The 25,079-nt window shown below is 57.3% G+C and carries 20 protein-coding genes; 14 read left to right on the top strand and 6 right to left on the bottom strand.

Features of this window, described 5'->3' with window-relative positions; genetic code table 11:
• Positions 1 to 54: 54 nt before the first annotated feature.
• Together MHM85_RS15320 and MHM85_RS15315 are read left to right on the top strand one after the other, a co-directional pair.
• Positions 55 to 2,463, top strand: a complete 2,409-nt coding sequence (locus tag MHM85_RS15320) for a circularly permuted type 2 ATP-grasp protein (protein WP_239286395.1) — start codon at positions 55 to 57, stop codon at positions 2,461 to 2,463.
• Positions 2,460 to 3,338 (top strand): transglutaminase family protein, encoded by an 879-nt coding sequence (locus MHM85_RS15315; protein WP_139526641.1) that lies wholly within the window; start codon positions 2,460 to 2,462, stop codon positions 3,336 to 3,338. Before MHM85_RS15320 ends, MHM85_RS15315 begins: the two co-directional genes overlap by 4 nt.
• Before the next feature lie 18 nt (positions 3,339 to 3,356).
• Here the strand turns inward: MHM85_RS15315 and MHM85_RS15310 are convergent, their stop codons facing one another.
• From MHM85_RS15310 to MHM85_RS15295, 4 genes are all read right to left on the bottom strand, one after another.
• The gene (locus MHM85_RS15310) at positions 3,357 to 4,622 is read right to left on the bottom strand and encodes a TRAP transporter large permease (RefSeq protein WP_137093494.1); all 1,266 of its coding nucleotides are present in this window, start codon (positions 4,620 to 4,622) and stop codon (positions 3,357 to 3,359) included.
• Positions 4,619 to 5,155, bottom strand: coding sequence for a TRAP transporter small permease subunit (locus tag MHM85_RS15305; RefSeq protein WP_137093496.1), 537 nt, complete (start codon positions 5,153 to 5,155; stop codon positions 4,619 to 4,621). The genes MHM85_RS15310 and MHM85_RS15305 overlap by 4 nt, the downstream gene beginning before the upstream one ends.
• A gap of 24 nt (positions 5,156 to 5,179) precedes the next feature.
• Complete coding sequence (locus MHM85_RS15300) at positions 5,180 to 6,166, bottom strand: TRAP transporter substrate-binding protein (RefSeq protein WP_044629244.1); 987 nt, start codon at positions 6,164 to 6,166, stop codon at positions 5,180 to 5,182.
• A gap of 148 nt (positions 6,167 to 6,314) precedes the next feature.
• On the bottom strand, positions 6,315 to 7,022 hold the full coding sequence (locus MHM85_RS15295; protein ID WP_044629245.1) for a DUF3581 family protein: 708 nt from the start codon (positions 7,020 to 7,022) through the stop codon (positions 6,315 to 6,317).
• Positions 7,023 to 7,129: 107 nt separating this feature from the next.
• On the opposite strand from MHM85_RS15295, the gene MHM85_RS15290 reads away from it, so the two are divergent.
• Positions 7,130 to 10,078 carry a hypothetical protein gene (locus MHM85_RS15290; protein ID WP_239286394.1) on the top strand — a complete coding sequence of 983 codons (2,949 nt, stop codon included), beginning with the start codon at positions 7,130 to 7,132 and terminating at the stop codon, positions 10,076 to 10,078.
• On the opposite strand, the gene MHM85_RS15285 is transcribed toward MHM85_RS15290, so the two are convergent.
• On the bottom strand, positions 10,075 to 10,788 hold the full coding sequence (locus MHM85_RS15285) for a trimeric intracellular cation channel family protein (protein ID WP_153842727.1): 714 nt from the start codon (positions 10,786 to 10,788) through the stop codon (positions 10,075 to 10,077). The genes MHM85_RS15290 and MHM85_RS15285 overlap by 4 nt on opposite strands.
• 234 nt (positions 10,789 to 11,022) lie before the next feature.
• Here MHM85_RS15285 and tssI point away from each other — a divergent pair, with 234 nt between their 5' ends.
• From tssI to MHM85_RS15240, 9 genes are all read left to right on the top strand, one after another.
• Positions 11,023 to 13,128: a type VI secretion system tip protein TssI/VgrG gene (gene tssI / locus MHM85_RS15280; RefSeq protein WP_239286393.1), complete on the top strand. Its 2,106-nt coding sequence runs from the start codon at positions 11,023 to 11,025 to the stop codon at positions 13,126 to 13,128.
• Positions 13,113 to 13,937: a DUF4123 domain-containing protein gene (locus MHM85_RS15275; RefSeq protein WP_239286392.1), complete on the top strand. Its 825-nt coding sequence runs from the start codon at positions 13,113 to 13,115 to the stop codon at positions 13,935 to 13,937. Before tssI ends, MHM85_RS15275 begins: the two co-directional genes overlap by 16 nt.
• Positions 13,934 to 17,188 carry a hypothetical protein gene (locus tag MHM85_RS15270; RefSeq protein WP_219861415.1) on the top strand — a complete coding sequence of 1,085 codons (3,255 nt, stop codon included), beginning with the start codon at positions 13,934 to 13,936 and terminating at the stop codon, positions 17,186 to 17,188. Before MHM85_RS15275 ends, MHM85_RS15270 begins: the two co-directional genes overlap by 4 nt.
• Positions 17,176 to 18,207, top strand: a complete 1,032-nt coding sequence (locus tag MHM85_RS15265) for a tetratricopeptide repeat protein (protein WP_239286391.1) — start codon at positions 17,176 to 17,178, stop codon at positions 18,205 to 18,207. Before MHM85_RS15270 ends, MHM85_RS15265 begins: the two co-directional genes overlap by 13 nt.
• Positions 18,207 to 19,223 carry a tetratricopeptide repeat protein gene (locus tag MHM85_RS15260; RefSeq protein ID WP_219861417.1) on the top strand — a complete coding sequence of 339 codons (1,017 nt, stop codon included), beginning with the start codon at positions 18,207 to 18,209 and terminating at the stop codon, positions 19,221 to 19,223. Before MHM85_RS15265 ends, MHM85_RS15260 begins: the two co-directional genes overlap by 1 nt.
• Complete coding sequence (locus MHM85_RS15255) at positions 19,223 to 20,236, top strand: tetratricopeptide repeat protein (protein ID WP_219861419.1); 1,014 nt, start codon at positions 19,223 to 19,225, stop codon at positions 20,234 to 20,236. Before MHM85_RS15260 ends, MHM85_RS15255 begins: the two co-directional genes overlap by 1 nt.
• The gene (locus tag MHM85_RS15250) at positions 20,236 to 20,904 is read left to right on the top strand and encodes a tetratricopeptide repeat protein (protein ID WP_239286390.1); all 669 of its coding nucleotides are present in this window, start codon (positions 20,236 to 20,238) and stop codon (positions 20,902 to 20,904) included. The genes MHM85_RS15255 and MHM85_RS15250 overlap by 1 nt, the downstream gene beginning before the upstream one ends.
• 631 nt (positions 20,905 to 21,535) lie before the next feature.
• A complete protein-coding gene (locus MHM85_RS15245) occupies positions 21,536 to 22,315 on the top strand; it encodes a hypothetical protein (protein ID WP_239286389.1) in 780 nt (259 codons plus the stop codon).
• Positions 22,316 to 22,379: 64 nt separating this feature from the next.
• Entirely contained in the window at positions 22,380 to 22,931 is a 552-nt protein-coding gene (locus tag MHM85_RS15240) for a hypothetical protein (protein ID WP_239286388.1), read from the top strand.
• A 250-nt stretch (positions 22,932 to 23,181) separates the two neighbouring features.
• On the opposite strand, the gene MHM85_RS15235 is transcribed toward MHM85_RS15240, so the two are convergent.
• On the bottom strand, positions 23,182 to 23,616 hold the full coding sequence (locus MHM85_RS15235; protein WP_275443556.1) for a DUF305 domain-containing protein: 435 nt from the start codon (positions 23,614 to 23,616) through the stop codon (positions 23,182 to 23,184).
• A gap of 160 nt (positions 23,617 to 23,776) precedes the next feature.
• Here MHM85_RS15235 and MHM85_RS15230 point away from each other — a divergent pair, with 160 nt between their 5' ends.
• Both MHM85_RS15230 and MHM85_RS15225 read left to right on the top strand, forming a co-directional pair.
• Entirely contained in the window at positions 23,777 to 24,271 is a 495-nt protein-coding gene (locus tag MHM85_RS15230; RefSeq protein ID WP_153842669.1) for a nodulation efficiency, NfeD-like protein, read from the top strand.
• 1 nt (position 24,272) lies between these two features.
• On the top strand, positions 24,273 to 25,079 hold an 807-nt coding region (locus tag MHM85_RS15225; protein WP_239286387.1), incomplete at its 3' end, for a paraslipin.

Here is a 25,079-nt window from a genome sequence, read left to right as displayed (position 1 = left end):
TCTGCGCTAGCTACAGGATAATCCGCCCCCTACTCGCTTAGGACAATCAGGATCATGACCGCCCCTGTCTCTCCCTCACTGCTCGGGCTCGGCGCTGCCGGGCTGGTTGAGGACTACACGAATCAGCTAGGCAAGGGACAGCCCGGCACGTTTGATGCGATGCTCGACCGGCAGGGGCAGTTGCGCCCCGGCTGGCAGAGCCTGCTCTGTGCCTTGGAAGCACTCGGCGCGGATGGCCGCTATCAGCAGCATGAAGAGATTCAGCGCCTGCTGGCAGAGAACGGCGTGATCTTTAACATGCACGAAGACACTCAGGGCCGCTCTTGGCGGCTCGATCCGCTTCCCTGGGTGATCGATCAGGTGCAGTGGCAAGCACTAGAGGTCGGCTTGACCCAGCGCACGCGCCTGTTCAATGCGCTCTACGACGATATTTATGGCCCGCGCACACTGTTCGATGAAGGGCTTCTTCCTACGCAGGCCATTCTCGCTTCGCCCCACTTTTTACTGCCTTGCCATGGCTCGCAACCCAGCGACCGTCCATCGATCAGTTTTCACGGTATCGATGTCATTCAAGATACCGATGGGCGTTGGCGGGTGATGGGCGATCGCCTGCAGGCGCCGTCTGGCACTGGCTTCGCGCTGGAGAACCGCATACTCATGGCCCGCGCGCTGCCGGAAATGTATCGAAACGCCCCGCTCAAGCGGCTGGCGGGCTTTTTGGACAAATATCACCGTACGTTGACCGCGCTGGCCTACCAGCACCGTGACAATCCCACGATCGTGCTGCTCACCCCCGGCCCAGGCAGCCCACGCTACTTCGAGCACGCCTATTTGGCGAACTATCTCAATATCGATCTCGCCGAAGGCCAGGACATGGTGGTACGCGATAGCCAGCTATGGCTGCGTACCTTAGGAGGCCTGCAACCCGTGGATGTGGTGCTGCGCCACTGCGACGACGCTTACTGCGATCCGCTCGAACTACGCGGCGACTCACAACTCGGCGTGTCTGGACTGCTACAAGCCACCCGCGCCAGCGGCGTGGCCATGTCGAATGCACTCGGCGTTGGCGTGTTGGAAATGGCCGAGCTGGCCGACTACCTCCCTGCCTTATGCCAGCATCTACTCGGTGAGGAATTGCTGCTGCCTAGTGCCGATGCCAGTACCCAACCAGCATCGGCCCCAGTGTTCGATGCCAACATGCAGCGGTTATCCCCCGCAACGCTGAACTTGCGCTGCTTCGTTACACGAATGCCTGGCAGCATCGCGACCCAACGTCCGCAGCCTAGTGACTATCATGTCATGCCCGGCGGCCTGGCGTGGGTTGGCTCCCCGGGCTCACCATCGTTAAGCAGCCCGATCGTCAAAGATGTCTGGGTCACCGCGAATACGCCCCAACCCCATGTCAGCCAGCTACGCCAAGCGCGTGGCCCGGTGGTCGCCACCCGCGATGGCACCGACTTGCCCAGTCGGGTGGCCGAAAGTCTATTTTGGCTGGGACGCTACGGCGAACGGTTGGATGCCCGCGCCCGCTTGCTGCGCGAAGCGCTGCTGCGTTTGATGGAGTACGACCAGGACGAGATCGCGGATCAACTGCTAGATGAGCTGCTGCTAGCCCTCGATATCACCACGCTCGACCATGAAGGGGAAAGCACCAAGCCGCCCCTGGTGGGCTTTGCGCAAAAGCGCACGGCGCTGCTGACCCAGTTCGATGAGCGCGACGCCCAAGCCTTGCAGCCACTGTTCGCCCAAATGCTGCGGAACGCTCGCAGCGTGCGCGAACATCTGGGAGATGACTCCTGGCGAGTGGTACACCAACTGCGACAGCGGGTAGATACGTTCAACCCGAGCCTGGGTGCCAGCGCGGCGCGGCGTGCCTGCGAAGGGCTGTCGGCGCAAATTGCCGCCTTTTTTGGCTTGTGCAACGAAACCATGCCCCACCATTACGGCTGGCGTTTCATGGACATTGGCCGCTTCCTGGATCGCGTGTTAGGCCTGCTGTCGCTGCTCAAACTCACTCTCAACGCTCCCCACTCACCGGGGCTGGCGCTATGGGAGGTGGTGCTCGCCACCACCGATAACTTTACGGCCTACCGGCGACGCTACCGAAGCGAGCTGCACCCCGAAGCGATTCTTGACCTGCTGCTCTTCGACGAAACCAACCCGCGCTCGGTGGGCTACATGCTCAAACGTCTGGAACGGCAGATGGATCGGCTGCCCGGCAGCTCGTCGCCCTACCGAAATGCCGAGCGACGTTTGCTCATTCAAGCCAACGCCGCTCTGCATCTCGCCGACATCGACCGAATTAGCCACTTGGCCGATACTCCAGATGCGCAGGCCGCGCTGGAGCAACTGTTGGACGAGCTGATTGCGCCGCTCAATGCGCTCTCTGATGCCATTAGCCACAGCCACTTCAGCCACGTGGAACGGCCGCGCCAACTTGTCAGCATGGAGCCCGACGAATGAACTACACCTTGCGGCACACCACACGCTACCACTACAGCGCACCGGTGACGCTCTGTCATAGCGAGGCCCGGGTACTGCCACGTAAAACCCAGCACCAGCAGTGTGGTGCCTCGGAACTGACGATCAGCCCAATGCCTCAGGTGCAGGCCGAGCGCCGCGATGTGTTTGGCAATCGAGTGCTCTACTTCGCACTGGAAGACGTGCACCAAACGCTGGATGTGACCGTCGTGACGCCGCTCAACACTCAACCGCTCGGGCCATTGCCGAGCAGCTCTCCGGCGTGGGAGCGTGTAGCCGAGCAGTTGCGCAACGACAGCCGCTTCGATATGCAGCTCTACCGGCTCGACTCGCCGTTCATTCGTCGTAACGATGAGCTGGCGGCCTTTGCGCGCAGCTGTTTCACTCCCGGCCGACCGCTGGTCGATGCCGCGCTAGCGCTCAATCAGTCGATTTACGACACCTTCGAGTACGACCCCAGCTTTACCACGTTGGCCACACCATTGAGTGAGGTGCTGGCTAACCGACGGGGGGTCTGCCAAGATTTTGCCCACCTCGCCATTGGCGCACTGCGCTCGGTGGGCTTGGCGGCACGCTATGTAAGCGGCTACTTGGAGACTCAGCCGCCACCTGGCCAACCACGACTCATTGGCGCCGATGCCTCCCACGCGTGGCTAGCCGCGTGGATTCCGGACTGGGGGTGGCTAGCGCTGGATCCAACCAACGGTACGGTAGCCGGTGAACAGCACCCAGTGCTGGCTTGGGGGCGAGATTATGCGGACGTGGCACCACTCAAAGGCGTGATGAATGGCGGCGGCGACCACCAGCTCGAGGTGGAGGTAGACGTAATGCCCCTCACGGGCAACAGCGCGGCCTAAACCGCGCGTGCGAGACGATCACCGTTGAATCAATCCGTTAGTCAACCATGGCAACCACGCCAGCAGGACCAGCGTGACCAGGGTGGCCAGTAAAAAGGGCAGCAACGCTCGGAAGATTTTTAGCGGCGGTGCGCCGGTCATGGAAGAGGCAATGAACAGCCCAGCTCCCACCGGGGGCGTCAGCAAGCCCATTACCAAGGTTAAGCAGACCACCACGCCAAACTGATAAGGGCTAATCGCAAACTGGCTCTGGGCGATAGGCATCAAAATGGGCACTACCAAAATCAGCGCGGCAATCCCATCGATCACCATTCCCACTAGCAGCAGCGCCCCAATCACCAACAGCAAAAAAAGAAACGGACTACTGGTCAACGCAGCAATCCATTCAGCGGCCATTTGCGGCAGTTGCTCGTAGATCACTACCCAGCCAAACACACCCGCTGCGGCAATCAGCATGATGACAAGACCGGCATTGATCGCCGTGCGTGTGAGTACCATGGGAAGCTGCGTCAAACGCAGATCACCATACACGAAGCGCCCCATCAGCAGCGCCGCCAGCGAGGCCAGTGCCGCCGATTCCGTGGGCGTGGCGATACCCAACAAAATGCCGCCGATGATAATCACGGGAATCAGCAGTGCGGGCAACCCCCATAACGCATCATGCAGCGCTTGTTGACGGCTCGGCCACTGCCCTTTCGGGTACTGCTGCACCAGCCCCACCAAAGCGATGACCACAAAAAAACTTGCGCCCAACAAAAGCCCTGGTAACAGCCCTGCAATAAACATCTCTGCAATGGGCACCTGAGCCATGACCCCAAATAGCACGAACAGCATGGAGGGCGGGATGATCGGCGATAGCAGGCCCCCTGCGGCGGTGATCGCCGCGCTGTAGGGGGTATCGTAACCTTCCTGCTCCATTGCAGGCACCATGGCGCGAGACATGATGGCGATTTGTGACGCCGCCGAACCAATGATCGCCGCCATCATCATGTTGGCCACCAAGTTGATATAGGCCAAGCCGCCGCGAAAGCCTCCCACCAAAATGCGCGCCAGAGCAATCAATCGCTTGGTCAACCCGCCCTCGTTCATCAACTCCCCGGCCAGCATGAACAACGGAATCGCCAACAGCCCATAGCTTTCGATGGCGCTAAACAGCTGCTGCGGGTAGGAGTCGAATAGCACCGTATTGCCGGAGGCTTGGATATACCACATCGCCGTGAGCGCCAGTACCAACGCAATGGGCACGGCGCCCAGAAGCAGCAGCAGAAACACCACGACCGTCATACACGTCCCCTCATGGCCGTTAGCGATTGCACTAGATTCGACACGCCGTGCAGGCTCAGCGAGATTGCAAACCAAGGCACGATCAGCCATGCCCAAAATTTTTTAATGCCCAGGGTGGAGGTATTTTCCGCATAGATGAAATTGAACGTCTGGCCCTGGAACGCCCGTATATCGAAGCCGGTTTGAGCCAGCGTCAGCGGCTGATACCACCGCCAGCAGAGCCACACCAGCATCAGGGCAAACAGCAGCACCATCGTATCTACCGCGACGATGACCCACTTTCTTCCTGCAGACGGCAGCAGGTCGCTCACGAGTGTCACCGCGATGCCGTGGCGACGTTTCAGCACCGCCCCAGCAATCAAGAAGGTCATCCAGATCATGGCGTAGATCGCCAGTTCACTGACCCAGTAAAGTGGGCTGCCCAGCGCGCGAAAGGCGATATTCGTGAGGATCAAACACGTCACCGCCGCTGCCAAGGCAGCGGCGGTGATCTCTTCACAACGGGCAAGCCCGTTGGACAGGCGTTGCAGCATGATGATTATTAGCCTTTATTGACACTACTCGTCGCGCAAGCGATCCGCTTCCGCACGCAGGGTTTCCAGCATGGGCGCTTTGGGTGCCCAGATACGCTCCCACTCGGCAATCGCCTCAGAGAAAAACTCAGCGTCGGCTTCGACGATATTGATGTCCAACCCGCGAATCTCCTCTTCCTGAGCGGCGTCCATCTCTTCGAACCCCGTCAGCACGTTCTCCAGATGTTCGGCCATGGCGGTATCGATCAGCTCGCGATCCTCTTCAGAGAGCTCGCGCCAAACGCGCCCAGACACCACCCCCACCATGGGGAACATCATATGATTGGAGATCAGCAGGTTGTTCGCCTGCTCGTAGAATTTCAGAATCAAAATCGAGTCGAAGTCCATATCGATGGCGTCGACTTGGCCATTGGCCAGCGCATCGTAAACTTCCAGTAGCGGCATGGGGGCCGGTGCTGCACCGGTAGCCGTATAGAAATCGCGAATGGGCTCGAAGGGCGTGATACGTAGCCGCTGGCCTTGCAGATCGTCAGCGCTTTCGATAGGACTGCGGCTCAATACTTGGCGCATGCCCACCATGCCGTAACCCACACCGACCAAGCCAACACCTTCCGGCATCAGATCCAGCAACTCTCCGGCGGCATCGGAACGCAGCAGACGCGCGGCATGGTTCACGTCATCCACCAAATAAGGGGCGTAGAGCGCGCCAAAATCAGGAATGCGGTTGGAGATTTCAGCAATGGTCAGAAACGCCATGTCCAGCGCGCCGGTTTGCAGTTGCTGCACCATCTGCGCTTCGTTGCCTAGCTGCTGAGCTGGAAACACGCTAACGCTATGCTCACCGCCTGAGCGCTCGCTCAGCGTTTGGGCAAACGCTTCGGCTTCGGTAGACCACAAGTGCTGGGCGGGCGTAATCAGCCCTAGACGAAAATCACGTGCCTGGGCGCTGATAGAGGTAACGGCCAGGGTCACTGCGGCACAGGCAAGCGTCAGCGTTTTCATTCGGTTCATGCAAAGCCTCATTGTCCAGCCAAAGTGCCGGTCGGCGCTTTGGGTATTTTTTTAATTAGTCGGCTTTGAGAATACCTGAGCGGTAGCGTTAATGGCACCCGCCATTGCGCTAACGCAGCGTCGCAATGACGGGTAGGCATCCACTGCCCTAGGCGGCTTCGTAGGCCGCTTTCAAGCGGTAAAACTCGTCGACGATGGCCGCCATTTCGGTAGCATCGTAGTCGCACAGACCGCTCACCACGAGCTTCTTTGAGCCCACACCGACCGCTTCACCAGCCGATTCGATGGAAAACTCCAGCAGCGCGTCGGCACGCTTTCCCTGTACGTCCAACGAGGATTGTGTAAGCGCCAAATGAGGCGAAAAGCCATCCAAGCGATCCAGGCAGAACCCCATGCTGTCGTAGATCACTAACGGACGCTTGGGATTGAACATCACCCCATGCTGCTCCATGAGCGGCTTGAGATAGTGGGGAAAATTCTTACCCGAGAAGGCGACGTAGCAGCGGGCAAAGCCTTCGACCACCGCCTCATCACGCGTCATATCGCCGCTGCGGACGACCTGTAAATAGCATTTACCGCTGTCGTCACAAACGTGAATATCCCCGTCAACGGTTTCACTAAACTTGATCGGTGTGTCGGCACCCACCATATTGGTGAAGCGAAATTCCATTTGTCGCGACAGCCCAAACTTCACCAGCACCAGCGTAAACAGCAGGTCGCCGGGCACGCAGAAACGCCGCGCATCCGGGTTGTGAATCGGGTTGTAGTCGCCAGCCACGCTTTTAGCGAAGCGGCTGGCCTGCTCCGCGGAGATCACCACATACTCTCCGCGCTGCGCGTAAAAATCCTTGAACATGGCTTTGCTGCCTGCCTAGCGTTGAAATCGAAAACCCATAACTGCCCCACGTCGCGCATAATGCCATAAAACACGCGCCAACAGGAGTCATCTGCTAGGAAGCCCGTATGTCCCGTGACACGCCCGCTGCACCACGTCGTTTTCGCCCACTGATCGTCCTGCTGTTTGGCGCGCTAGCCCTCGTGCTGATCTGGCTAGTAGGCAGCCACTGGCTGCTTAACAGCCAATGGCTACCGCAACGACTCTCCACCATCGAAGGGGTCGAGGTACGCTGGACGAACGCCCAGAGCCTTCACCCTGGCCGTTGGGAAGTCGACAACCTCTACCTAGCCCGGGAAGGCGAAGCGCTACCGATTACCGTCGAGGCCAGCCAAGCCACCCTGTCGCTATCGCTGCTTGCCCTGCTGCGCGGAGAGCTACATATTCAAGCACTGGAAGCGAACGGCATTCGCCGCTTTACCATCGGGGACATTGCCCTGGAAGCAGAGGGCCAGCTGAAGGTCGAGGATACCCAGTTCAGCCAAGAGACCCTCAGCGTGCCTTATGTAGGCTTGGATATTACCCAGGGCCGCCTCGTCCGCTTGAGCGATCAAACCACGCTGGTGCAGGACATTCAGCTACGCAGTACGGCATCGCTGGACTCACTGTCCACCCAGCAAAGTAACGATGCGCTGACGGAGGCGCTGCTCGACGCCCTCACCGCCCAGCTTGCCATCACGGCTCAAGCCGACGCTTGGGATGTGTTCATGCCTTACTTAGAGGCACTGCCCTGGCTAAGCTTGGCAGGCAGCGGCGTGTTGGAAGGCGAGCTTGCGCTCGCCGAGGGCCAACTGCAGCCGGACAGCGAACTGACGTTAGCAGCCCCCGAGCTGGCCCTCTCGATGGATGAGCAGCGCTTGAGAAGTACCGATAACACGCGCCGCTGGCTGGTAGCGGATGACACACCGCCGCCGCATACCGCCACGGGCCAGGGGCGCGTCAGACTCGCCGTGGAAGAGGGTCAACTGCGCTTCACGACCCAGTTGGAAAACGTCACGCTAGCCGATACGCATCCCTACGCGACGAATACCCAGCTCGCCCTCGCTACCCACATTCCCAATCAGCGCCTGGATCAGCTCGACTTGCCCACCCGTGCGTCATTTGAGCTATCGGGCGAAGTGACACGACTCGACATGCTCGACCGCTATCTCGCAACGGCTTTCGATGGCCAAGGGGTTCGGCTTTCCGGCCAGGGGAGCATCACCGCCAGCGCGACGCTCCAGGATGCACGCCTTTACGAAGCATCGCTAACCGTTCAAGCCCCCACGCTAGGCGCAGAGCTGCTCGAACTCACCGCGCAAGGCAGCGGTACCCTCGACGCGGCGCTCTCTACTAAGGAACAGATAACGGCAAAACTGGCCTTCACGGACGCCACGCTGCGCCATCAGGAGCGCACCTTGCTGGCAAACGCAGCGCTAACACTAGCGGCACAAAGCCCCCTCGACCCCGAGCAGGCCCAACAAAGTGCCACGGCGCAACTGAGCTGGGAAGACGCCACGCTGCCCAATATCCAAACGCTACAACCCTACCTTGCGTCGGTGTTGCCCAGCCCTTCTCCGCTTACGTTAAACAGTGGCACGGCCACCAGCCATGGGCAGCTAATCCTCACGACCGAGCAACTAAGCGGAGAGCTTCATCTAGCCGGCAACGCGCTGACCACCGGCTGGCAACGTAGCGGGCAGCGCGGCACCTTGGTGAGCAATACGCAGCTCACACTGGCGATTCGCCAAGCGGCGCTGGATGGCACGGCACTGGACATCAGCGGCTCGCGGCTGAGCTGGCAAGTCGCCGACCCGCAACATCCCAGCGAAGCGCTGGAGAGCACGCTGGTGCTGCGCAACGGCCGTTTCCAGCGCCGAAACGCTACGCCTAGCGGGCAGTTCACGCTGGAGGGCAGCGTGCAGCGGCTGGGATTTCTCAACACGTTTTTACCGGATGCCCACGGCGTTACGCTATCCGGCAACGGCCAGCTCTTTTTGCAGGGCGCGTTCATCGATGACGCGCTGCAAGCTCCGACGCGGCTGCGGATCAATGCTAACCAATTAGAAGTGACGTTCCTCGACTATTTAGCCACCGGGCGCGGCGAGCTGACCGCCCAGCTCGACAGCCCCGAGCAGGCGCAGCTTTCGCTGGGGATTCCGCAGTTTGTCCTACGGCAGCAAGAGGACGACCGCGCGCATTTGGAAGGCCGCCATTTTGCGCTCACCACCCAAACCGACCGCTTTAGCGACGTGCTGGACTCACCCGCTCCCGAACACTTCACCACCCGCGTTGCGCTACCCATCACCGAGGTGCCGGACATTACCCGCTACAACCGCTACCTGCCAGAAGATGCGGGAGTCGAGCTTCTCTCCGGCAACGCCAGCCTGACAAGCGAATGGCTGCTGGAGGGGCTGCGTGCCCAAGGTGATATCACGCTGCGCGCTTTCGACACCGAGATGGCGCTACTGGAGCAGCGCCTGAGGGGCGACGTGACGCTGCATTTACAGCTTACCGAAGGCGATATCGAGACACATCGGTTCACCGCCAACGACTCTTACCTGCGCTTGGAAAACGTCTTTCGTCGCAGCGACGATGGCACTCAGGATGCGGGCTGGTGGGTACAGCTCACCATGGAGGAGGCGCAACTGGAGTGGAGTGATCCGATTCAACTCACTAGCCAGCTACGTTTAGGGATGCGCGATACGGGGCTCTTGGCACGGCTCTTTCTCGCCCGCGCCCGGGAGAGAGACTGGCTGGGTAGGCTACTGAACGCGCATGACATCCATGGCAGTGCGGCACTGGCGATGAGCGGAGAGCAAATACGCCTGCATGATCTCACGCTCACAGGCGGGCCGCTGCGACTGCTCTCCGATGTGACCCTAGCCAACGGCCAAGCCAATGGCGCCCTCTATGCCCGGCTTGGTGCCGTGGGCCTTGGCGTGGAGCTGAACGACAGCGAACCGGCCCTGCGTGTACTCCAGCCCAAGCGCTGGTTTGACCGCTGGCGCGACGCCCAGCGTTTTCCCAGGCCTTAGCGGCGCGTGCGCTCCCGACGAATCATACGTACACGCTCTTTGGCCTTTTGCGGTGTCGACAGCGGCGCGTTGGCGTCTTGGTGTTTAGGCGGCAGCGTGACCCAGGCAAACACCGGCAAAGCCAAGTGCCAATGAATTGCCGCTAAGCGCAGCCCCAGTGTCACACTGAGCGAGGCGGCAATGGCGATAGTCAGTGGCGCATCGAGCGCCTGCAGCGCGACATAGACAATTCCACCCGCCATGGCGGCGGTGGCGTAAATCTCTTCGCGCAGCACCATCGGCACCCGCTGGGCCAGCACATCACGAATCATGCCGCCCGCCACGCCGGTCATCATGCCCATCAGTACCGCGACGACGCCAGAGGTGCCCAGCAGCAGCGCTTTGTGCGTGCCGATGACGGTAAACAAGGCCAGCCCAAAGGCATCCGCCACCGGTAAAAAGCCCCGAGAGAGCCGGTGGATATAGTGAAACCCCACCAGCGACACGCCCACCGTGGCCAAGATCACCCACAAGTAGGTAGGGTCGGTCACCCAGAACACCGGCCGCACACCCAGCACCAAATCTCGCAGCGTACCGCCCCCAATGCCCGTCACCGCCGCCAACACCAGCATACCGAACGGGTCCATCCGCGAGCGACAGGCCAAAATCACGCCCGACAGGGCAAACACGATCACCCCCGCCATATCCAACCCATAAATCACACCCGACACGCGGCTCTCCTTTTCATCGCCATCAGAGGCGAAGATTACCACTTCTTGCCAGCCCCACCCTGCCATATCTGCTCATTTTTTAATCAATCAACGCGCATTTTGTAAGAGATTGCCGACACGGCTTGTAAGACATTGCCGCTTTGTCGCCTTGGCGGGTTGCAGTATCGATTCTGATGATTAACCTGAGCGTTTCTCATTTGTACTCATGAGCATTGAAACTTCCCAGGAGGGGGCATGGCACTCAGCACCGGACTGCACTTTACCGTGACGCTACCCGGCGTTGACGACGTGGCCGTGATCGACTTCACCCACCGTGAAGCCCTCTCCCAGCCTTTCGAGCTGGTACTCAACCTGGCCAGCCGCGACGGCAACCTCGATGCCGCCGAACTGCTGGATCGCGAAGCGAGCCTTACCATCTGGCAGGATGGCGAGCCACTGCGCCGGGTACACGGCATCGTCAGCGAGTTTGGCCGGGGCGACCGTGGCCACCGCCGCACGTTTTACTCGCTGGTACTACGCCCCGCTCTATGGCGGCTCTCGCTGCGCCACAACTCGCGCATCTTCCAAAAGGTCGACCCGCTGACCATCATCAATACCCTGTGCGACGAGCGGGGCATCACCGACGTAGCTTTTGCCGTGAACCGCGAACTGCCGGAGCGCGAGTACTGCGTGCAGTATCGCGAGACCGACCTGGCATTCATCGAGCGCCTGGCCGCCGAAGAGGGGTTGTTCTACTTCCATGAATTTGACGAGAACAGCCATCACCTGATCTTCGCCGACGACCCCAGCGTACTGACCAGCGTGGGTGAACGGAGCTACCACAGCCGGGCGGGCGGCACCGCCCCCCAGCGCCACGTGCGCAAGCTGCGCCACACCGCTCGGGTGGCCACCGCCTCGGCCACCCTCAAGGACTACAGCTTCAAGACCCCCGCCTATGCCCAGCTCCACGAGCACCAGGGCCGCGACGTGGAAGCCCACGGCCAGCGGGACGACTACGAACACTACGACTACCCCGGCCGCTACAAGCAGGACGCCTCCGGCAAGCCCTTCAGCCGCATTCGCCTGGAACAGCTGCGCCGCGAAGCGCTCACCGCCCACGCCGACAGCGACCTGCCCGAACTCGCCCCCGGCGTCCGCTTCACCCTCACCGACCACGACACCGACACCTTGAACCGCGACTGGCAAGCCATCGACGTGGTGCACTACGGTGAGCAGCCTCAGGCCCTGGAAGAAGACGGAATGACTCAAGCGGATGCCAACGGCATGACCCGCTACTACAACCAGGTCACCCTCATCCCCGGCGACGCCCCCTGGCGCGCCACCGCCAACCCCAAACCGCGGGTAGACGGCCCCCAGGTGGCCTTCGTGGTGGGCCCGGAAGGTGAAGAGATCCACTGCGACGAACACGGCCGGGTCAAAGTGCAGTTCCCCTGGGACCGCTACGCGGAGCCCAACACCGCCGGTGCTAGCGGCGCAGCCGCAGGAAAAGACGCCAGCTGCTGGGTACGCGTGGCCCAGGGCTGGGCTGGGGGCGGTTACGGCAGTATCGCCATTCCCCGCATTGGCCACGAGGTGGTCGTATCGTTTTTAGAGGGCGACCCGGACCAACCACTGGTCACCGGGCGCACCTACCACGCCGTGAACACCGCCCCGTACCCGCTGCCGGAGCACAAGACCCGCACGGTACTGCGCACCCAGAGCCACAAGGCCGACGGCTTCAACGAACTGCACTTCGAAGACGAAGCGGGCGAAGAGCAAATCTGGCTCCACGCCCAGAAAGACCTGGAGCTGCTCACGCTGAATGACCGCACCGAAGAAATCCGCCACGACAGCTTCTTGAAAGTTCAGAACGACCGCATCAGCGAGATCGGTAACGACGACCATCACACGGTGCACGGCAATCGCTTTGAGCACACCGAAGGCCAGCAGCACCTCACGGTACAGGGCACGCTGCACATCAAGGCAGGTCAAGCGTGGCTTAGCGAAAGTGGCCGAGAGCTGCACATCAAGGCAGGCCACAAGGTGGTGCTGGAAGCCGGTAACGAACTCACCCTGAACGCCGGGGGCAGTTTTCTCAAGCTGGACGGCGGCGGCGTGACGATGGTCGGCCCGAAGGTGCGGGTCAACGCAGGCGGCAGCCCTGGCAACGGCTCCGGGCAGGCAGTGGAAGGCCCGCTATTGCCGGGGCGGGCGGTGGCGGAAGTGCATGAAGCCATACCACCTACCTCGCTGCCCAAGCTAAAGGATTACCAGCTCAGCGAAGCAGCCATCATGCCGCTATGCGGCAAGATCAACGACACCCAGTGCAGTCGTGAGGATTGCCCATGTCTCGCTGGTTGAGCCAACTGGCGGAACGTACCCGCCACGCCCAAACGCTGACAGGCAACCTCACTGCGGGCCAGACCGCCTATATGGTGCTCGATCAACGGCGTGCTCCCGAACAAAGTCGAACTCTGCTGGCCTGCGAGGGCAAGCGCGATTTTACGAGCCTATTTGCAGGCACCGCTTTATCGCCGTTGCTGGACGCCAGCCCTTGGCTGCTAGAACTCAGCGTGGGCAGTGCCGCTTGGCGGCATGCCCAAACCCTCTGCCACCAGCGCCTGGGATGGGTGTGCCAGCCTGCCCCTGACCAGACACTACTTAGTCTCGCCAACTACCTTCAGACGTTATTTGTGCTGGATGACCCGCAGGGGGGCAAATCGCTCATCAACCTTCAGCAGCCCTCCGTTTGGAGTGCGTTGCTGGCCAGCGCACCCCCAACTTGTTACGCCCAGTGCTCGTTACTCCTGGGCCAGGTGGCCACGCCCACGCCACAGAGCCAATGGCTCCTCTGGCAGCCGGGCACATCCGAAGAGCCTGCCACCCCCACCTGGTCACTGACGAGCGATATGGAAACCGCCCTGAAGGAGAGCCAGCAAGCGTGGTGGCTGAGCCGCATGACAGAGACGCCACTCACCTCTTTACCCGCTGTATGGCTGGCTCGCATGAACACCCTGGTGAGCGCAGGCATCAGCCGCTCTGATCATTTGAAACGACTGCTACCGCTGATGACGGATGAAAGCGATAGGCGGCATGAGCAGTTAGACGACATTCTCCACTACCACCTTCCTACACGCCAAAAAGTACAGCAGTTGGAGCGCCTGTTATGAGTGCCGAGCAAACCCAAGAGCGCCATTTGAACCCTGTGGTGGTGAATGTGTTCGAACCACCCGAATCTGATGGTGAAAGCGCTGGTGAAAACGCAACGCATGTCTGTCAGGAGCAGTGCTGGGCCGATATTTTGTATCTACCCGGCACCCATACGTTTTGGCTGCTGACAGAAGAGGTCTCAGACATACTGCTGGAGGCCGCCGAGCAACTGAAAGCGTGGACCCAGGAAGAGGACGCATTCGAGCGACTTCGCCTGCTCAATGATGAAGCGGGCTTGATGGAGTGCCTGTTACCGACGAGAGCCGAAAATTTTCTCGACGAGAGCGAGCGAGCGCGTTACCAGTCATGTTTCGGGCAGTTGATCGACATCACGGCCGATGACGAAGCCACGCTTGAGGAACAGATCGCACATCAACGCTCTTTTCTGGAAAGCCTTTGGCAGTTGACCACGCCAGCACTACTGAATCAATTGGCGCGCCACCTGACCAATGCCGAAGCGGTGCGGCTGGAAAGTGAACTACGTGACCTTTATCAAGCAGGTTTGCAACGCGCGCAGGAAGCGGGCTACAGCGTAGAAGGCGAGCGCTATTACGGCCCTTGGGAAGCCGAGATTGCAGAAGCATTGGAAACCTACCGCACGTGCCGAGCGGCGGCGCAGCGTGAATACCATTTCAACCCAGGCAGCGAAGGAGAAGCTACGCCTTTTTCACTGCAAGAGGTGCTCGCCGAATATCAAACCTTCATCCGCTTATGTGAATCCATGCCCCCTGACGAGGCTGCGCAGGCGTGCCGTTTCGTGGGCTACGTACAGCAGCTGTCAGAGCATCAAGAAAGCAAATACACCGACTACCTCAATAGCATCTTGACGCTCGCTTCCCTGGGCATTGCCACGCCTGAACTGGCCCTATCGTTCACGGAAGATGGCGCTCCCCCATTAGAAGACGGCGTCAGCGCCTTCGATACCTACTGCAGCACTCTAAAGCAAAGCGTTGAGCTGCACCGTGCGGTCGAGGAAAAACTCAGCGAGTGGGAAAGCGGTACGGCAGGCCAAGCCAAGCTGCCTATCTTTTTGTTCGAGCAGGAACGGCAGCTCTATGAAAGTATTCAGGAAGAATTAGGTGATCTATTCCAGCAAGCGGATGCTGCCATTAAAAAAATGGAGCCCAGCCGCGTATTGATTTGGCATACCGATATCGAAGATGACCGTCATGCCATGGGTTATCAGAAGCGTCAGATCGAACTGCTGGTGCGTCGCGACTTCCCTTTGAGAGAGTTCAGCTCTCCTCAGGCGGATCAATCGCTTAGCCACCTCAGCCTGTACCAGTTGATGCCCGCCATGACGCCCATCGAGCGGCAACGGCTAGACGCGGCGATGAGCGCGGATGGCGTGCTGCCCGCTCAGCTATGGGAGTCACTGGAAACGGCGCTTTCGCAGTGGCTACGCGGGCGTGGGTGTGAACCCATCGAGCACCGAGGTGAGTGGCACGATGACCCATTGGGATTCTTCCAGCCTGAGCGTTTTTTCGCCTACCTGGAGGAACAAGGGCATGACATCACCTCTCTAAACGGCGACAGCAAGGAACGCTGGGGAGCCGCCTTGCAGAAAGTGCTCTTTACGGGGCCAGGGCGGGAACAGCTACGCCTGTTTGATGCCAGCGCCCAAGCACAAATGATGCGACTGGTCGGCATGGCCAGATTCGATCTTAACGAGCCACGAAGTGACGATGAGCGCGATACGCCATGGGAAGTCGTCGCCCAGCAACCCACACTCACCTTCTTCGACGCTGATCTTGAAATGAGCAGTGGGGGCAGCAATGGGCTTTCTACCACCCGGCGCGATGAACTAGCCATTAAAAGGCCCTCCAATGGCCATTGGCAACTGGATGAGAGCGACCCGAACAAGACCTCTGCCTCGGTGGCCTACCGCTGGGAGGCCAAGGGCACCTTCAGCCTGGCACGGGGAGAGCTGCCCTTGGGGCGTCTGGTACTCCCCCGAGAAGAGCAGGCCCAGCAAGTCGTTGCCACCTTGAATGAAGTGAACGAGCAGCGTGAACTGGGCCGCTATGTCGTTGTGGTGGATGCCGTGGCCAAAGGCTTTGCCGGGGCCAGCTTGGCACTGGCCACAGAGACAGGCTTTTCGCTTGGCGAAGATGGGCTCAGTATTACCGGGATTGACTGGACAAAACGGGAAGCCGAGGGCGCGACCATCGAAGCCTTCGCGGGGGCTAAGCTGGGCGTCGAAACCCGTTGCTCGATGAGCTGGGAGCCCCCCGCCAACCTGGAACGCCTCCTCCCCGGCCGCGCAGCGCTCTCCGACATGAGCATGGCAAACCCCAACCAGTCACTCACTGGGTGGCGCAGTCTGGGCACTGCTACCCTGGCATTAGAGCTTGCAGCAGGCTTAGGGGGGCGACTCGGTTTTGCGCTGGGCATGCAGAACGGTAAGTTCGTGTTGCGCATGGCCGCACGTGTCGTGATTGGCAAGGGCGCAGGGGGTGGGCTCTCGGTAGAGCTGGATGTCGATAGCCTGGACCTGTGGCTCGCCATGCTCCATCGCGCCATGGTGGACAACAACTACGTGAAGCCCGAGTGGATCGACGAAGAGGCTTACGAAAGCATGAGCTGGCTGGGCTACCTCGCGACCACCACCCTGCTGAACGTCGGCCTACTGGCAGCACGAGGACAAGCCGGTATTGAACGGCTCTACAACGCCATGACGGGTGGCCAAAATGCGGGGCCGATTGCATACGTCATCGTTAATGACCCAAGACAAGACAAAATGCGCGACTGGGTGCAGCAATTAACCCCAGAAGGACTCGGAGCACTGTTATATCTACTCGTCAGTGAGCCAAGGGCATTTGAAGTAGAAGAGCCCGGCAGGGGCAGGAGTGGCGGCAGAATCCAAAGCTTTAGTTCTCAGGAAGCACTGGATTTTCAGCAGATCGCCATTGCCAACTGCTTGGGCTGGATAGTGGAAGGCGTCACCATGAGCGTTTACGGCCCGCTATGCCGCTTCAGCCGCGAAGACCCCACCCCTTCGCAGTACCTGTTTACCAAAGCAGTGGTCAGAATGACCGCCGACGGTCAGCCGCCCCATAATTACCCAGACACCGCTTACCATAACCATAAGCTGGCCTTGGATAGGTTTATGGATCAGGTTTCAGGAACAGGTAATGAGGATGCAAGGCTCGCTAAAAGTGATTACCGCCGATATGTCGCAGGCTTGGGAGCTGAAATATGCGCAAACTAATTAAAATGAGCTGTGAAAGGAATGACATTATACGACCAATTACTCTGGCAATGCTCGCTGGGTTAATTACATCCTTTTTACAGCAAGCTTGGGCACTGGATGACGAAACGCAAGCTGCCAAGGATGAAGGCATGCGGCTATGGGGTATCCATCAGTGGGAAAAGATGCAACCTCCACTAGAAATAGCCGCAGCAAGTGGTGACGTAGAGGCAATGTATTACCTAGGCGAGGCAAATAGATTACTTAGCCGTGGACTATCTCAAGCCGCCTTGGACTGGTACTACCAGGCAGCTCAACACGGTGAACCTTACGCCATGCTTCGCCTGTTCGATGGCGGTGCCTGTGAACTAGGCGATGTCTGCCCGGAAAACGGTGACGACTGGCCACAGGCAGCACTGGAACTGACCTTACCCAAAGCCGAAGCGGGTGACCCTGAGGCGATGTCCGTCCTGTATGACATCTACTTCTACGTCGAAGAGCCCGATGAAGAAAAGGCCATGGAGTGGTTACTGCGCGCCGCCGAGGCAGGCCATGTGGAATCCATGAACTTGCTCGGCAAAATTGCCCGGAACGATGAAGAGAGTTACGCCAACGACATCGAGCGCTTGGAAGCCACCGAGCCATGGTTTCGGCAAGCGGCAGAGGCGGGCTATGCGCCAGCGATGAATAATTTGGCTATTACATTGAGTCATCTGGAACGTTATGAAGAAGCATGGGATTGGATGAACAAAGCTTCTGAGGCGGGCCATATTAATGGTAGGCAATGGCTAGCATCCTGTTACATAGAGCCTGAAGCAGAAGGCCGCCAATTGTGTCAAACAGAGGAAGACCCTGCTAAGGGCTGGGCTATTATGCTTGCCAGGAATGAAGAGGTCCCCGGCACTTCTTCAGAACGATCACTGCGTGTTTATCGGGAAAGCGTCACCCCAGAACAGCGAGAGGAAGGAGAACGCATGATGAATGAGTGGCTCAATCTCGAACCGCCCCTCTCCTACTTCCCAGAGAAGTTTGGCCCCTGATGTCGTTACTGCAACGCTTGAGCTGGCGGGCAATACTAGCCGGACTAACGCTGACAACGCTCGTGATGCCGCACGCCTGGGCACTGGATGACGAGGAGCAGGCTGCCAAGGATGAAGGCATGCGGCTCTACGGTATTCGAAAAGTTGATTCAGCCATCCCTTATTTAGAACAGGCAGCCAGCGCTGGGGATGCCGAGGCGATGTATTACCTGGGCGAAGCGAACCGCCGCTTGGTCATGGGCGGCATGAACCAAGCCGCCTTGGACTGGTACTACCAAGCAGCCCAACACGGCGAACCCTACGCCATGCTACGCCTGTTCGATGGCGGTGCCTGCGAACTAGGTAATGTCTGCCCGGAAAACGGTGACGACTGGCCTCAGGCGGCACTGGAACTTACTCTACCCAAAGCCGAAGCGGGTGACCCTGAGGCGATGTCCGTCCTGTATGACATCTACTTCTACGTCGAAGAGCCCGATGAAGAAAAGGCCATGGAGTGGTTACTGCGCGCCGCCGAGGCAGGCCATGTGGAATCCATGAACTTACTCGGCAAAATCGCCCGAAACGATGAAGAGAGTTACGACAACGACACGGAACGATTAGAAGCAGCAGAGCCATGGTTTCGCCAAGCGGCAGAAGCGGGCTATGCGCCAGCGATGAATAATTTGGCTGCTATTCTGACCAATTTAGGACGCAACGATGAAGCTTGGGAATGGATAACAAAGGCTTCTGAGGCAGGACATATAAATGGCCGCCGATGGATAGTGGCTTGCCACATTGTGCCTGATGAAGAGGGCCGGAACTTATGTAACTCTGCACCAAAGCCAGATCCAGCCCAAGGATGGGCAATGATGCTGGCAATCCAAGAAGAAGTGCCAAACACATACTCAATAGCGACCACTCAGCGTTTTGGTGAACAAATCCCCCCAGAACAGCGCGAGGAAGGAGAGCGCATGATGGATGAGTGGCTCAACCTCGAACCGCCCCTCTCCTACTTCCCAGAGAAGTTTGGCCCCTGATGTCGTTACTGCAACGCTTGAGCTGGCGGGCAATACTAGCCGGACTAGCGCTGACAACGCTCTTGACGCCGCTCGCCTGGGCTCTGAATGATGAGGCGCAAGCTGCCAAGGATGAAGGCATGCGGCTATGGGGTATTCATCAGTGGGAAAAGATGCAACCTCCACTAGAAATAGCCGCAGCCAGTGGTGACGTAGAGGCAATGTATTACCTAGGCGAGGCTAATAGACTACTTAGCCGTGGGCTATCTCAGGCCGCCTTGGACTGGTACTACCAAGCTGCCCAACACGGTGAACCTTATGCCATGCTGCGCCTGTTCGATGGCGGCGCCTGTGAATTAGGCGATGTCTGCCCCGAAAACGGTGATGACTGGCCACAGGCGGCACTGGAACTGACCTTACCCAAGGCCGAGGCGGGTGATCCTGAGGCGATGTCCGTCCTGTATGACATCTACTTCTACGTCGAAGAGCCCGACGAAGAAAAAGCCATGGAGTGGTTACTGCGCGCCGCCGAGGCAGGCCATGTGGAATCAATGAACTTACTCGGCAAAATTGCCCGTAACGATGAAGATAGTTATGCCAACGACACTGAGCGCTTGGAAGCGGCAGAGCCATGGTTCCGCCAAGCCGCAGAGGTGGGCTATGCACCTGCCATGCATAACCTCTCATCTGTATTAAACCACCTAGGCCAGCCCGAGGAATCATGGGAATGGGTCAACAAAGCTTCCGATGCAGGACATATTTACGGACGAACCTGGTTGGCTGCCTGTAACATTGCACCTGATTGGGAAGAGTTGACTCTATGTAATTCTGCTACCGCCCCAGAGCCAGCAAAAGGCTGGGCGATTTTCCTTGCTATACATGAAGAGGTCCCCGGCACTTCTTCAGAACGATCACTGCGTGTTTATCGGGAAAGCGTCACCCCAGAACAGCGCGAGGAAGGAGAGCGCATGATGGATGAGTGGCTGAACCTCGAACCGCCTCTCTCTTATTTCCCAGAAAAGTTTGGCCCCTGATGCGGTTAATTCAACGCTCCGTGATATTCGCCGGACTAACGCTGACAACGTTCATGTTTCCGCACGCCTGGGCACTGGATGACGAGACGCAAGCTGCCAAGGATGAAGGCATGCGGCTATATGGTATCAGTAGACCACAAACAGCTATATCTTATTTAGAACAAGCAGCAGAGGCTGGTGATGCAGAGGCGATGTATTACCTGGGCGAAGCGAACCGCCGCTTGGTCATGGGCGGCATGAACCAAGCCGCACTAGACTGGTACTATCAGGCGGCCCAACACGGTGAACCCTACGCCATGCTTCGCTTGTTCGATGGCGGTGCCTGTGAACTAGGTAATGTCTGCCCCGAAAACGGTGATGACTGGCCACAGGCGGCACTGGAACTGACCTTACCCAAGGCCGAGGCGGGTGATCCTGAGGCGATGTCCGTCCTGTATGACATCTACTTCTACGTCGAAGAGCCCGACGAAGAAAAAGCCATGGAGTGGTTACTGCGCGCCGCTGAGGCAGGCCACGTGGAATCCATGAACTTGCTCGGCAAAATTGCCCGTAACGATGAAGAGAGTTACGCCAACGACGTGGAGCGCTTAGAAGCCGCAGAGCCATGGTTTCGTCAAGCGGCAGAGGCGGGTCATGCGCCAGCAATAATAATCTTGCTTCTGTTCTGAATCATTTAGATCAGCCCGAAGAGGCCTGGAAATGGATAACAAAAGCTTCTGAAGCAGGGCATATCAATGGGCGAGGCTGGCTAGCTGCTTGTCATATAGCACCTAACGAAGAAGGGCGGAGCTTATGCCGAGCAGCTCCGGAACCAAATCCGGCAGAAGGATGGGCTATCTTCCTTGCTATCAACCAAGAGGTGCCTGGCACTTCCTCTGAAAATGCTTTGCGTGCTTACCACGATAGCGTCGCCCCAGAACAGCGCGAGGAAGGAGAACGCATAATGGATGAATGGCTCAACCTCGAACCGCCCCTCTCTTACTTTCCAGAGAAGTTTGGACCCTGATGCCGTTAATACAACGCTCTGGCTGGCGGGCAGAGTTAGCAGGGCTAACGCTGACAGCGCTCATGGCGCCGCTCGCCTGGGCGCTGGATGACGAGACGCAAGCTGCTAAATAGCAAGGTATTGGCTGTAGGTCTCCAACAATGAAAAAAGTTATCTCTCATGCAAGTGCAGCTGAAAAAAATTAAAAATGATTCTTTGGCTGAACGCAAGTATTGCCTGGCAAACCACAAGGGAGCTCCTATCTAATTTTTACTTAAAAACCAACAGCATAAACACCTCAAAAAGCATGCGAAATGAATTTAACCAAGAAGATAAAGACCTATTCTTTAACACTTCAAAATCACAGCAAAAACATCATCAAGGATGAGAATAAAATGAATTTTTGGATAAAACTCATTACCCTAATTATTATCACAATACTTTTGGCAGGATGTTCAAAGGAAGAGCGTGAAGCAAACAGCCTACATGAGTCCTTAATGAAAGATATTGAAGCAATCGATGCGTTAGAAAACAACACTTCTATCATCGAAAAGCTTACAATCTATAGTCAAGCGAAACACAAAATAGAAAGACTTCGTACACGCTATGCAGCTACCAAAAAAGGTGAAGAGCTTCTCGAAAACTCAATCCTTTCATCTGACTTGACTGCCGAGGATATAATATCAGAAGCATTAGCGCTCGAAGACAGGGCATCAGATGAGCTTTCTGAAATTCAAATACAGCGTATTATCATTGATGCAATACCCACACCTGAAATTCGCAACCACCGTTTGGAAAGCCATGGGATATCGCTGGCTAGACAAGGAAACATTGAAGAAGCTAACGAAGTTATTCCCAGTTTACAAAATTCGCTAAGCATAACTATCGTGCAACTGGAAGTTGCCAAAGCGTATCATAGAAACAGCAATATTGAAGCGGCTAAAAATATTTCGTTAGAAGCCAGCGATACAATTTCACAGTATAGTCTAGATGAACAATTCTGCAGCACAATCAACTGTGAAAATGAAGAAGCAAGAAAAAGATTTGTAGAGGCCGAATTGCGGCTGTTTAGGTCTGAGCTCTACTCATCTTAATATCTTAATAAAATTTTACGCCAACTATTTCTCGGTTGGCGTTCAACCGGCGAGCTTTTTTAAAATGAAACTCAAGATCATTATATTTTCAATAGTAGCGACGTTTTCAGTATCAATATTTTTATACATGCAACCAAAAGGGCCTCCCCCTCACCCTACAATGACCAACTTCATTGAAGCTATTAAGAATCAAGATCATGAGCAAGCAACATTGTACTTGCTTTCATCTCACAATAGAGAGATATACCGTAAAACATATGTGAGAGAAAACAAAACCAATGAAAGCGATCAGTCTTATCAAATGGATTGCGATGGAGCGTGGCCATCTTATTCAGAAGCTAGCCAGACGAGTATTAACCCAAGAGAGTGGATCGAAGATGAAATAACACAGCTTAACTGGATGGCCAACAATCTTCGAGTTAACTGGAGAAAAATGCATCCAAAAGAATGTAAAGAATTTTACCAGTCTAGACAAACCTTGACATGTGAATATTCTAATGAGGCACGAATTTGGTCACCTAATAGATTTCATAGAACCTATGAGATGAAGTTAAATTATGATTATGAAGAAGACCGGATTATTTCTTACTGGGCTTACCCAAAAAGTCAGCAATAATAGTAGCGAACTAAAAAATCAGCTGACACGAAGTTAACAATGGAGGTGGCTCTTAGGCACTGAAAAGTTAGGAAAAAGCAGCTAAGAAAAAATAAAGCTGAGAGACTATCTCACAAAAAGACATGCAACTCCCGCTTGGACTCACAAAAGAGCGGGAGTATCGAGGCAACATACCTCTTTAAATAATGAATCGCGCATTATTACAGAGTCAAACAATTAATTCTTTAGCTCACCCTACTCAATGCTTGCGTTAATACCCTTGCCTAGCCAACCACGCTTTCAAGAAAGCAATTTCACTCTCTTGGGCGGCAATAATGTCCTCGGCCAGTTGACGAATTTCGTCATCTTCGCCGTGCGCCAGCACAATTTCTGCCATGGCGATAGCGCCCTCATGGTGTGGAATCATGCCCTGCGCAAAGTCCACGTCGGGTTGGCCGGTAAACGCCATATTCATATCGTTGTGCATGCGATCATTTGCGGCTCGATAAGCGATAACAGCAGGGTTGTCGCTATGGGTAGCGCTGTGCTCTCCCCCATGCTGCTGATGGCCGCCATGCCCCTCTTCTGTGTGATGGTGCGCATAGCTATTCGAGGAGATTAAAAAGCCTGACAGCAAACAAAGGCTCAGTACCGGCATCACACGTGGCTTTGCAGACACCGCCCGAAGTGCAACATAACGAGACATAGACTTCTCCTGATGAAGGAACGCGTGATCGCGTGTCACAACCATTAACACTTACCAATAAAGCCGAACGAAGTGTAAAACCTATAGGCAGCCCACAGGTCAATATGGGCTAAGTGCGTTACTCTGTTAAACAATCTTTTTCGTCATTCATGGAGTCAATATGGATTGGAACCCTGCTTACAGCTGGCTGGTGCTCGCCTTGCTGTTGAGTCTTGCCGAACTGACCTCGGGCGCCATGGTGCTGCTGGCGCTCGGCATAGCGGCGGCGCTGACCGCCGCCGTCACGGCATTGGGGCTATCGCTGCCCTGGCAGTTGCTCAGCATGGGCATCTTTGCCGGCGTGATGGTGCCGGTGGGCGTGATGGTGATTCGGCCACGCTTCTCCCCCAAAGGGGTTGCCTACGGCACCACCGGTACCGGCGTCGAAAAAGGCAACCGCTATACCACGCTTTTACGCGAGTATGATCAGGCCACCGGCATTAAAGTGAATGGCGATTTTTTCCGTTTACGTGTGCTCGAAAGTGGCCAAACCGAGCTGCCCGAAGGCACGCAGGTCGTGTTCAAACGCTTTGAAGGCACGACCGCGCTGGTCACCTTAACGCCATCCGACACGGATGATCGTTCACGCGCCACCCCCAACACCCAGGAGTCTTGACATGGATTTACCGATAAGCCCCGGCCTACTGATTAGCCTGATCATCGTCGTCATCGGCATTTTGATCATTTCGAAAGGCTTGGTGATCGTTCGCCAGTCGGAAGTGATGGTGATCGAGCGTCTCGGCTCTTTTCACCGCGTGCTGGAGAGCGGTATCAACATCATCATTCCGTTCATCGAACAGCCCCGCGCCATCACTATGCTGCGCTATCGCAAAATGGGCGAGGAGTACACCGCCATCACCACCGATGAGACCCGCATCGACCGCCGCGAGACGGTGATGGATTTCCCCGGCCAGCCCGTGGTGACCACGGACAACGTCACCGTGCGCATCAATGGCGCGCTGTATTACCAAATCATCGATCCCAAGCGGGCGGTCTATGAAGTCGAAAACATGAGCCAAGCCGTCGAGGTATTGGCGAAAACCACGCTCCGTTCGGTGGTCGGTAAGATGGAGCTGGATAAACTGTTCGAGTCCCGCGCGGAGGTCAACAACGAGATTCAGGCGGCGATGGAAGAGCCTGCCTCCAAGTGGGGCGTCAAGATCTCCCGGGTGGAAGTGCAGGATATCGCCATGCCGGAAGAGGTCGAGTCGGCCATGCGCCTACAGATGGCCGCCGAGCGGAAGCGTCGCGCCACCGTGACCGAAGCCGAGGGTGAAAAATCGGCCGCCATTGCCATGCGATGCCTGTCAAGCTTGTTGGAACCTGGAATCAGGCGGCTTCTAATCGCTGATCGCGTTGAACCAGCGGGTCTTCCCGGTCCGGGTTCAGCCAGACCGTCCGGCGCGGTGTCCAGTTCCGAGTGG

It is taken from the genome of Halomonas sp. McD50-4, from assembly GCF_022348135.1.
GTDB lineage: Bacteria > Pseudomonadota > Gammaproteobacteria > Pseudomonadales > Halomonadaceae > Vreelandella > Vreelandella piezotolerans.
This window is presented reverse-complemented; position numbering and strand designations above follow the sequence as displayed.

Excerpts from the sequence above, each read along its gene's own strand:
- MHM85_RS15320 (WP_239286395.1), top strand. The coding sequence starts at position 55 with ATGACCGCCCCTGTCTCTCCCTCACTGCTCGGGCTCGGCGCTGCCGGG.
- MHM85_RS15315 (WP_139526641.1), top strand. The coding sequence starts at position 2,460 with ATGAACTACACCTTGCGGCACACCACACGCTACCACTACAGCGCACCG.
- MHM85_RS15310 (WP_137093494.1), bottom strand. The coding sequence starts at position 4,622 with ATGACGGTCGTGGTGTTTCTGCTGCTGCTTCTGGGCGCCGTGCCCATT.
- MHM85_RS15305 (WP_137093496.1), bottom strand. The coding sequence starts at position 5,155 with ATGCTGCAACGCCTGTCCAACGGGCTTGCCCGTTGTGAAGAGATCACC.
- MHM85_RS15300 (WP_044629244.1), bottom strand. The coding sequence starts at position 6,166 with ATGAACCGAATGAAAACGCTGACGCTTGCCTGTGCCGCAGTGACCCTG.
- MHM85_RS15295 (WP_044629245.1), bottom strand. The coding sequence starts at position 7,022 with ATGTTCAAGGATTTTTACGCGCAGCGCGGAGAGTATGTGGTGATCTCC.
- MHM85_RS15290 (WP_239286394.1), top strand. The coding sequence starts at position 7,130 with ATGTCCCGTGACACGCCCGCTGCACCACGTCGTTTTCGCCCACTGATC.
- tssI (WP_239286393.1), top strand. The coding sequence starts at position 11,023 with ATGGCACTCAGCACCGGACTGCACTTTACCGTGACGCTACCCGGCGTT.
- MHM85_RS15275 (WP_239286392.1), top strand. The coding sequence starts at position 13,113 with ATGTCTCGCTGGTTGAGCCAACTGGCGGAACGTACCCGCCACGCCCAA.
- MHM85_RS15270 (WP_219861415.1), top strand. The coding sequence starts at position 13,934 with ATGAGTGCCGAGCAAACCCAAGAGCGCCATTTGAACCCTGTGGTGGTG.
- MHM85_RS15265 (WP_239286391.1), top strand. The coding sequence starts at position 17,176 with ATGCGCAAACTAATTAAAATGAGCTGTGAAAGGAATGACATTATACGA.
- MHM85_RS15260 (WP_219861417.1), top strand. The coding sequence starts at position 18,207 with ATGTCGTTACTGCAACGCTTGAGCTGGCGGGCAATACTAGCCGGACTA.
- MHM85_RS15255 (WP_219861419.1), top strand. The coding sequence starts at position 19,223 with ATGTCGTTACTGCAACGCTTGAGCTGGCGGGCAATACTAGCCGGACTA.
- MHM85_RS15250 (WP_239286390.1), top strand. The coding sequence starts at position 20,236 with ATGCGGTTAATTCAACGCTCCGTGATATTCGCCGGACTAACGCTGACA.
- MHM85_RS15245 (WP_239286389.1), top strand. The coding sequence starts at position 21,536 with ATGAATTTAACCAAGAAGATAAAGACCTATTCTTTAACACTTCAAAAT.
- MHM85_RS15240 (WP_239286388.1), top strand. The coding sequence starts at position 22,380 with ATGAAACTCAAGATCATTATATTTTCAATAGTAGCGACGTTTTCAGTA.
- MHM85_RS15235 (WP_275443556.1), bottom strand. The coding sequence starts at position 23,616 with ATGTCTCGTTATGTTGCACTTCGGGCGGTGTCTGCAAAGCCACGTGTG.
- MHM85_RS15230 (WP_153842669.1), top strand. The coding sequence starts at position 23,777 with ATGGATTGGAACCCTGCTTACAGCTGGCTGGTGCTCGCCTTGCTGTTG.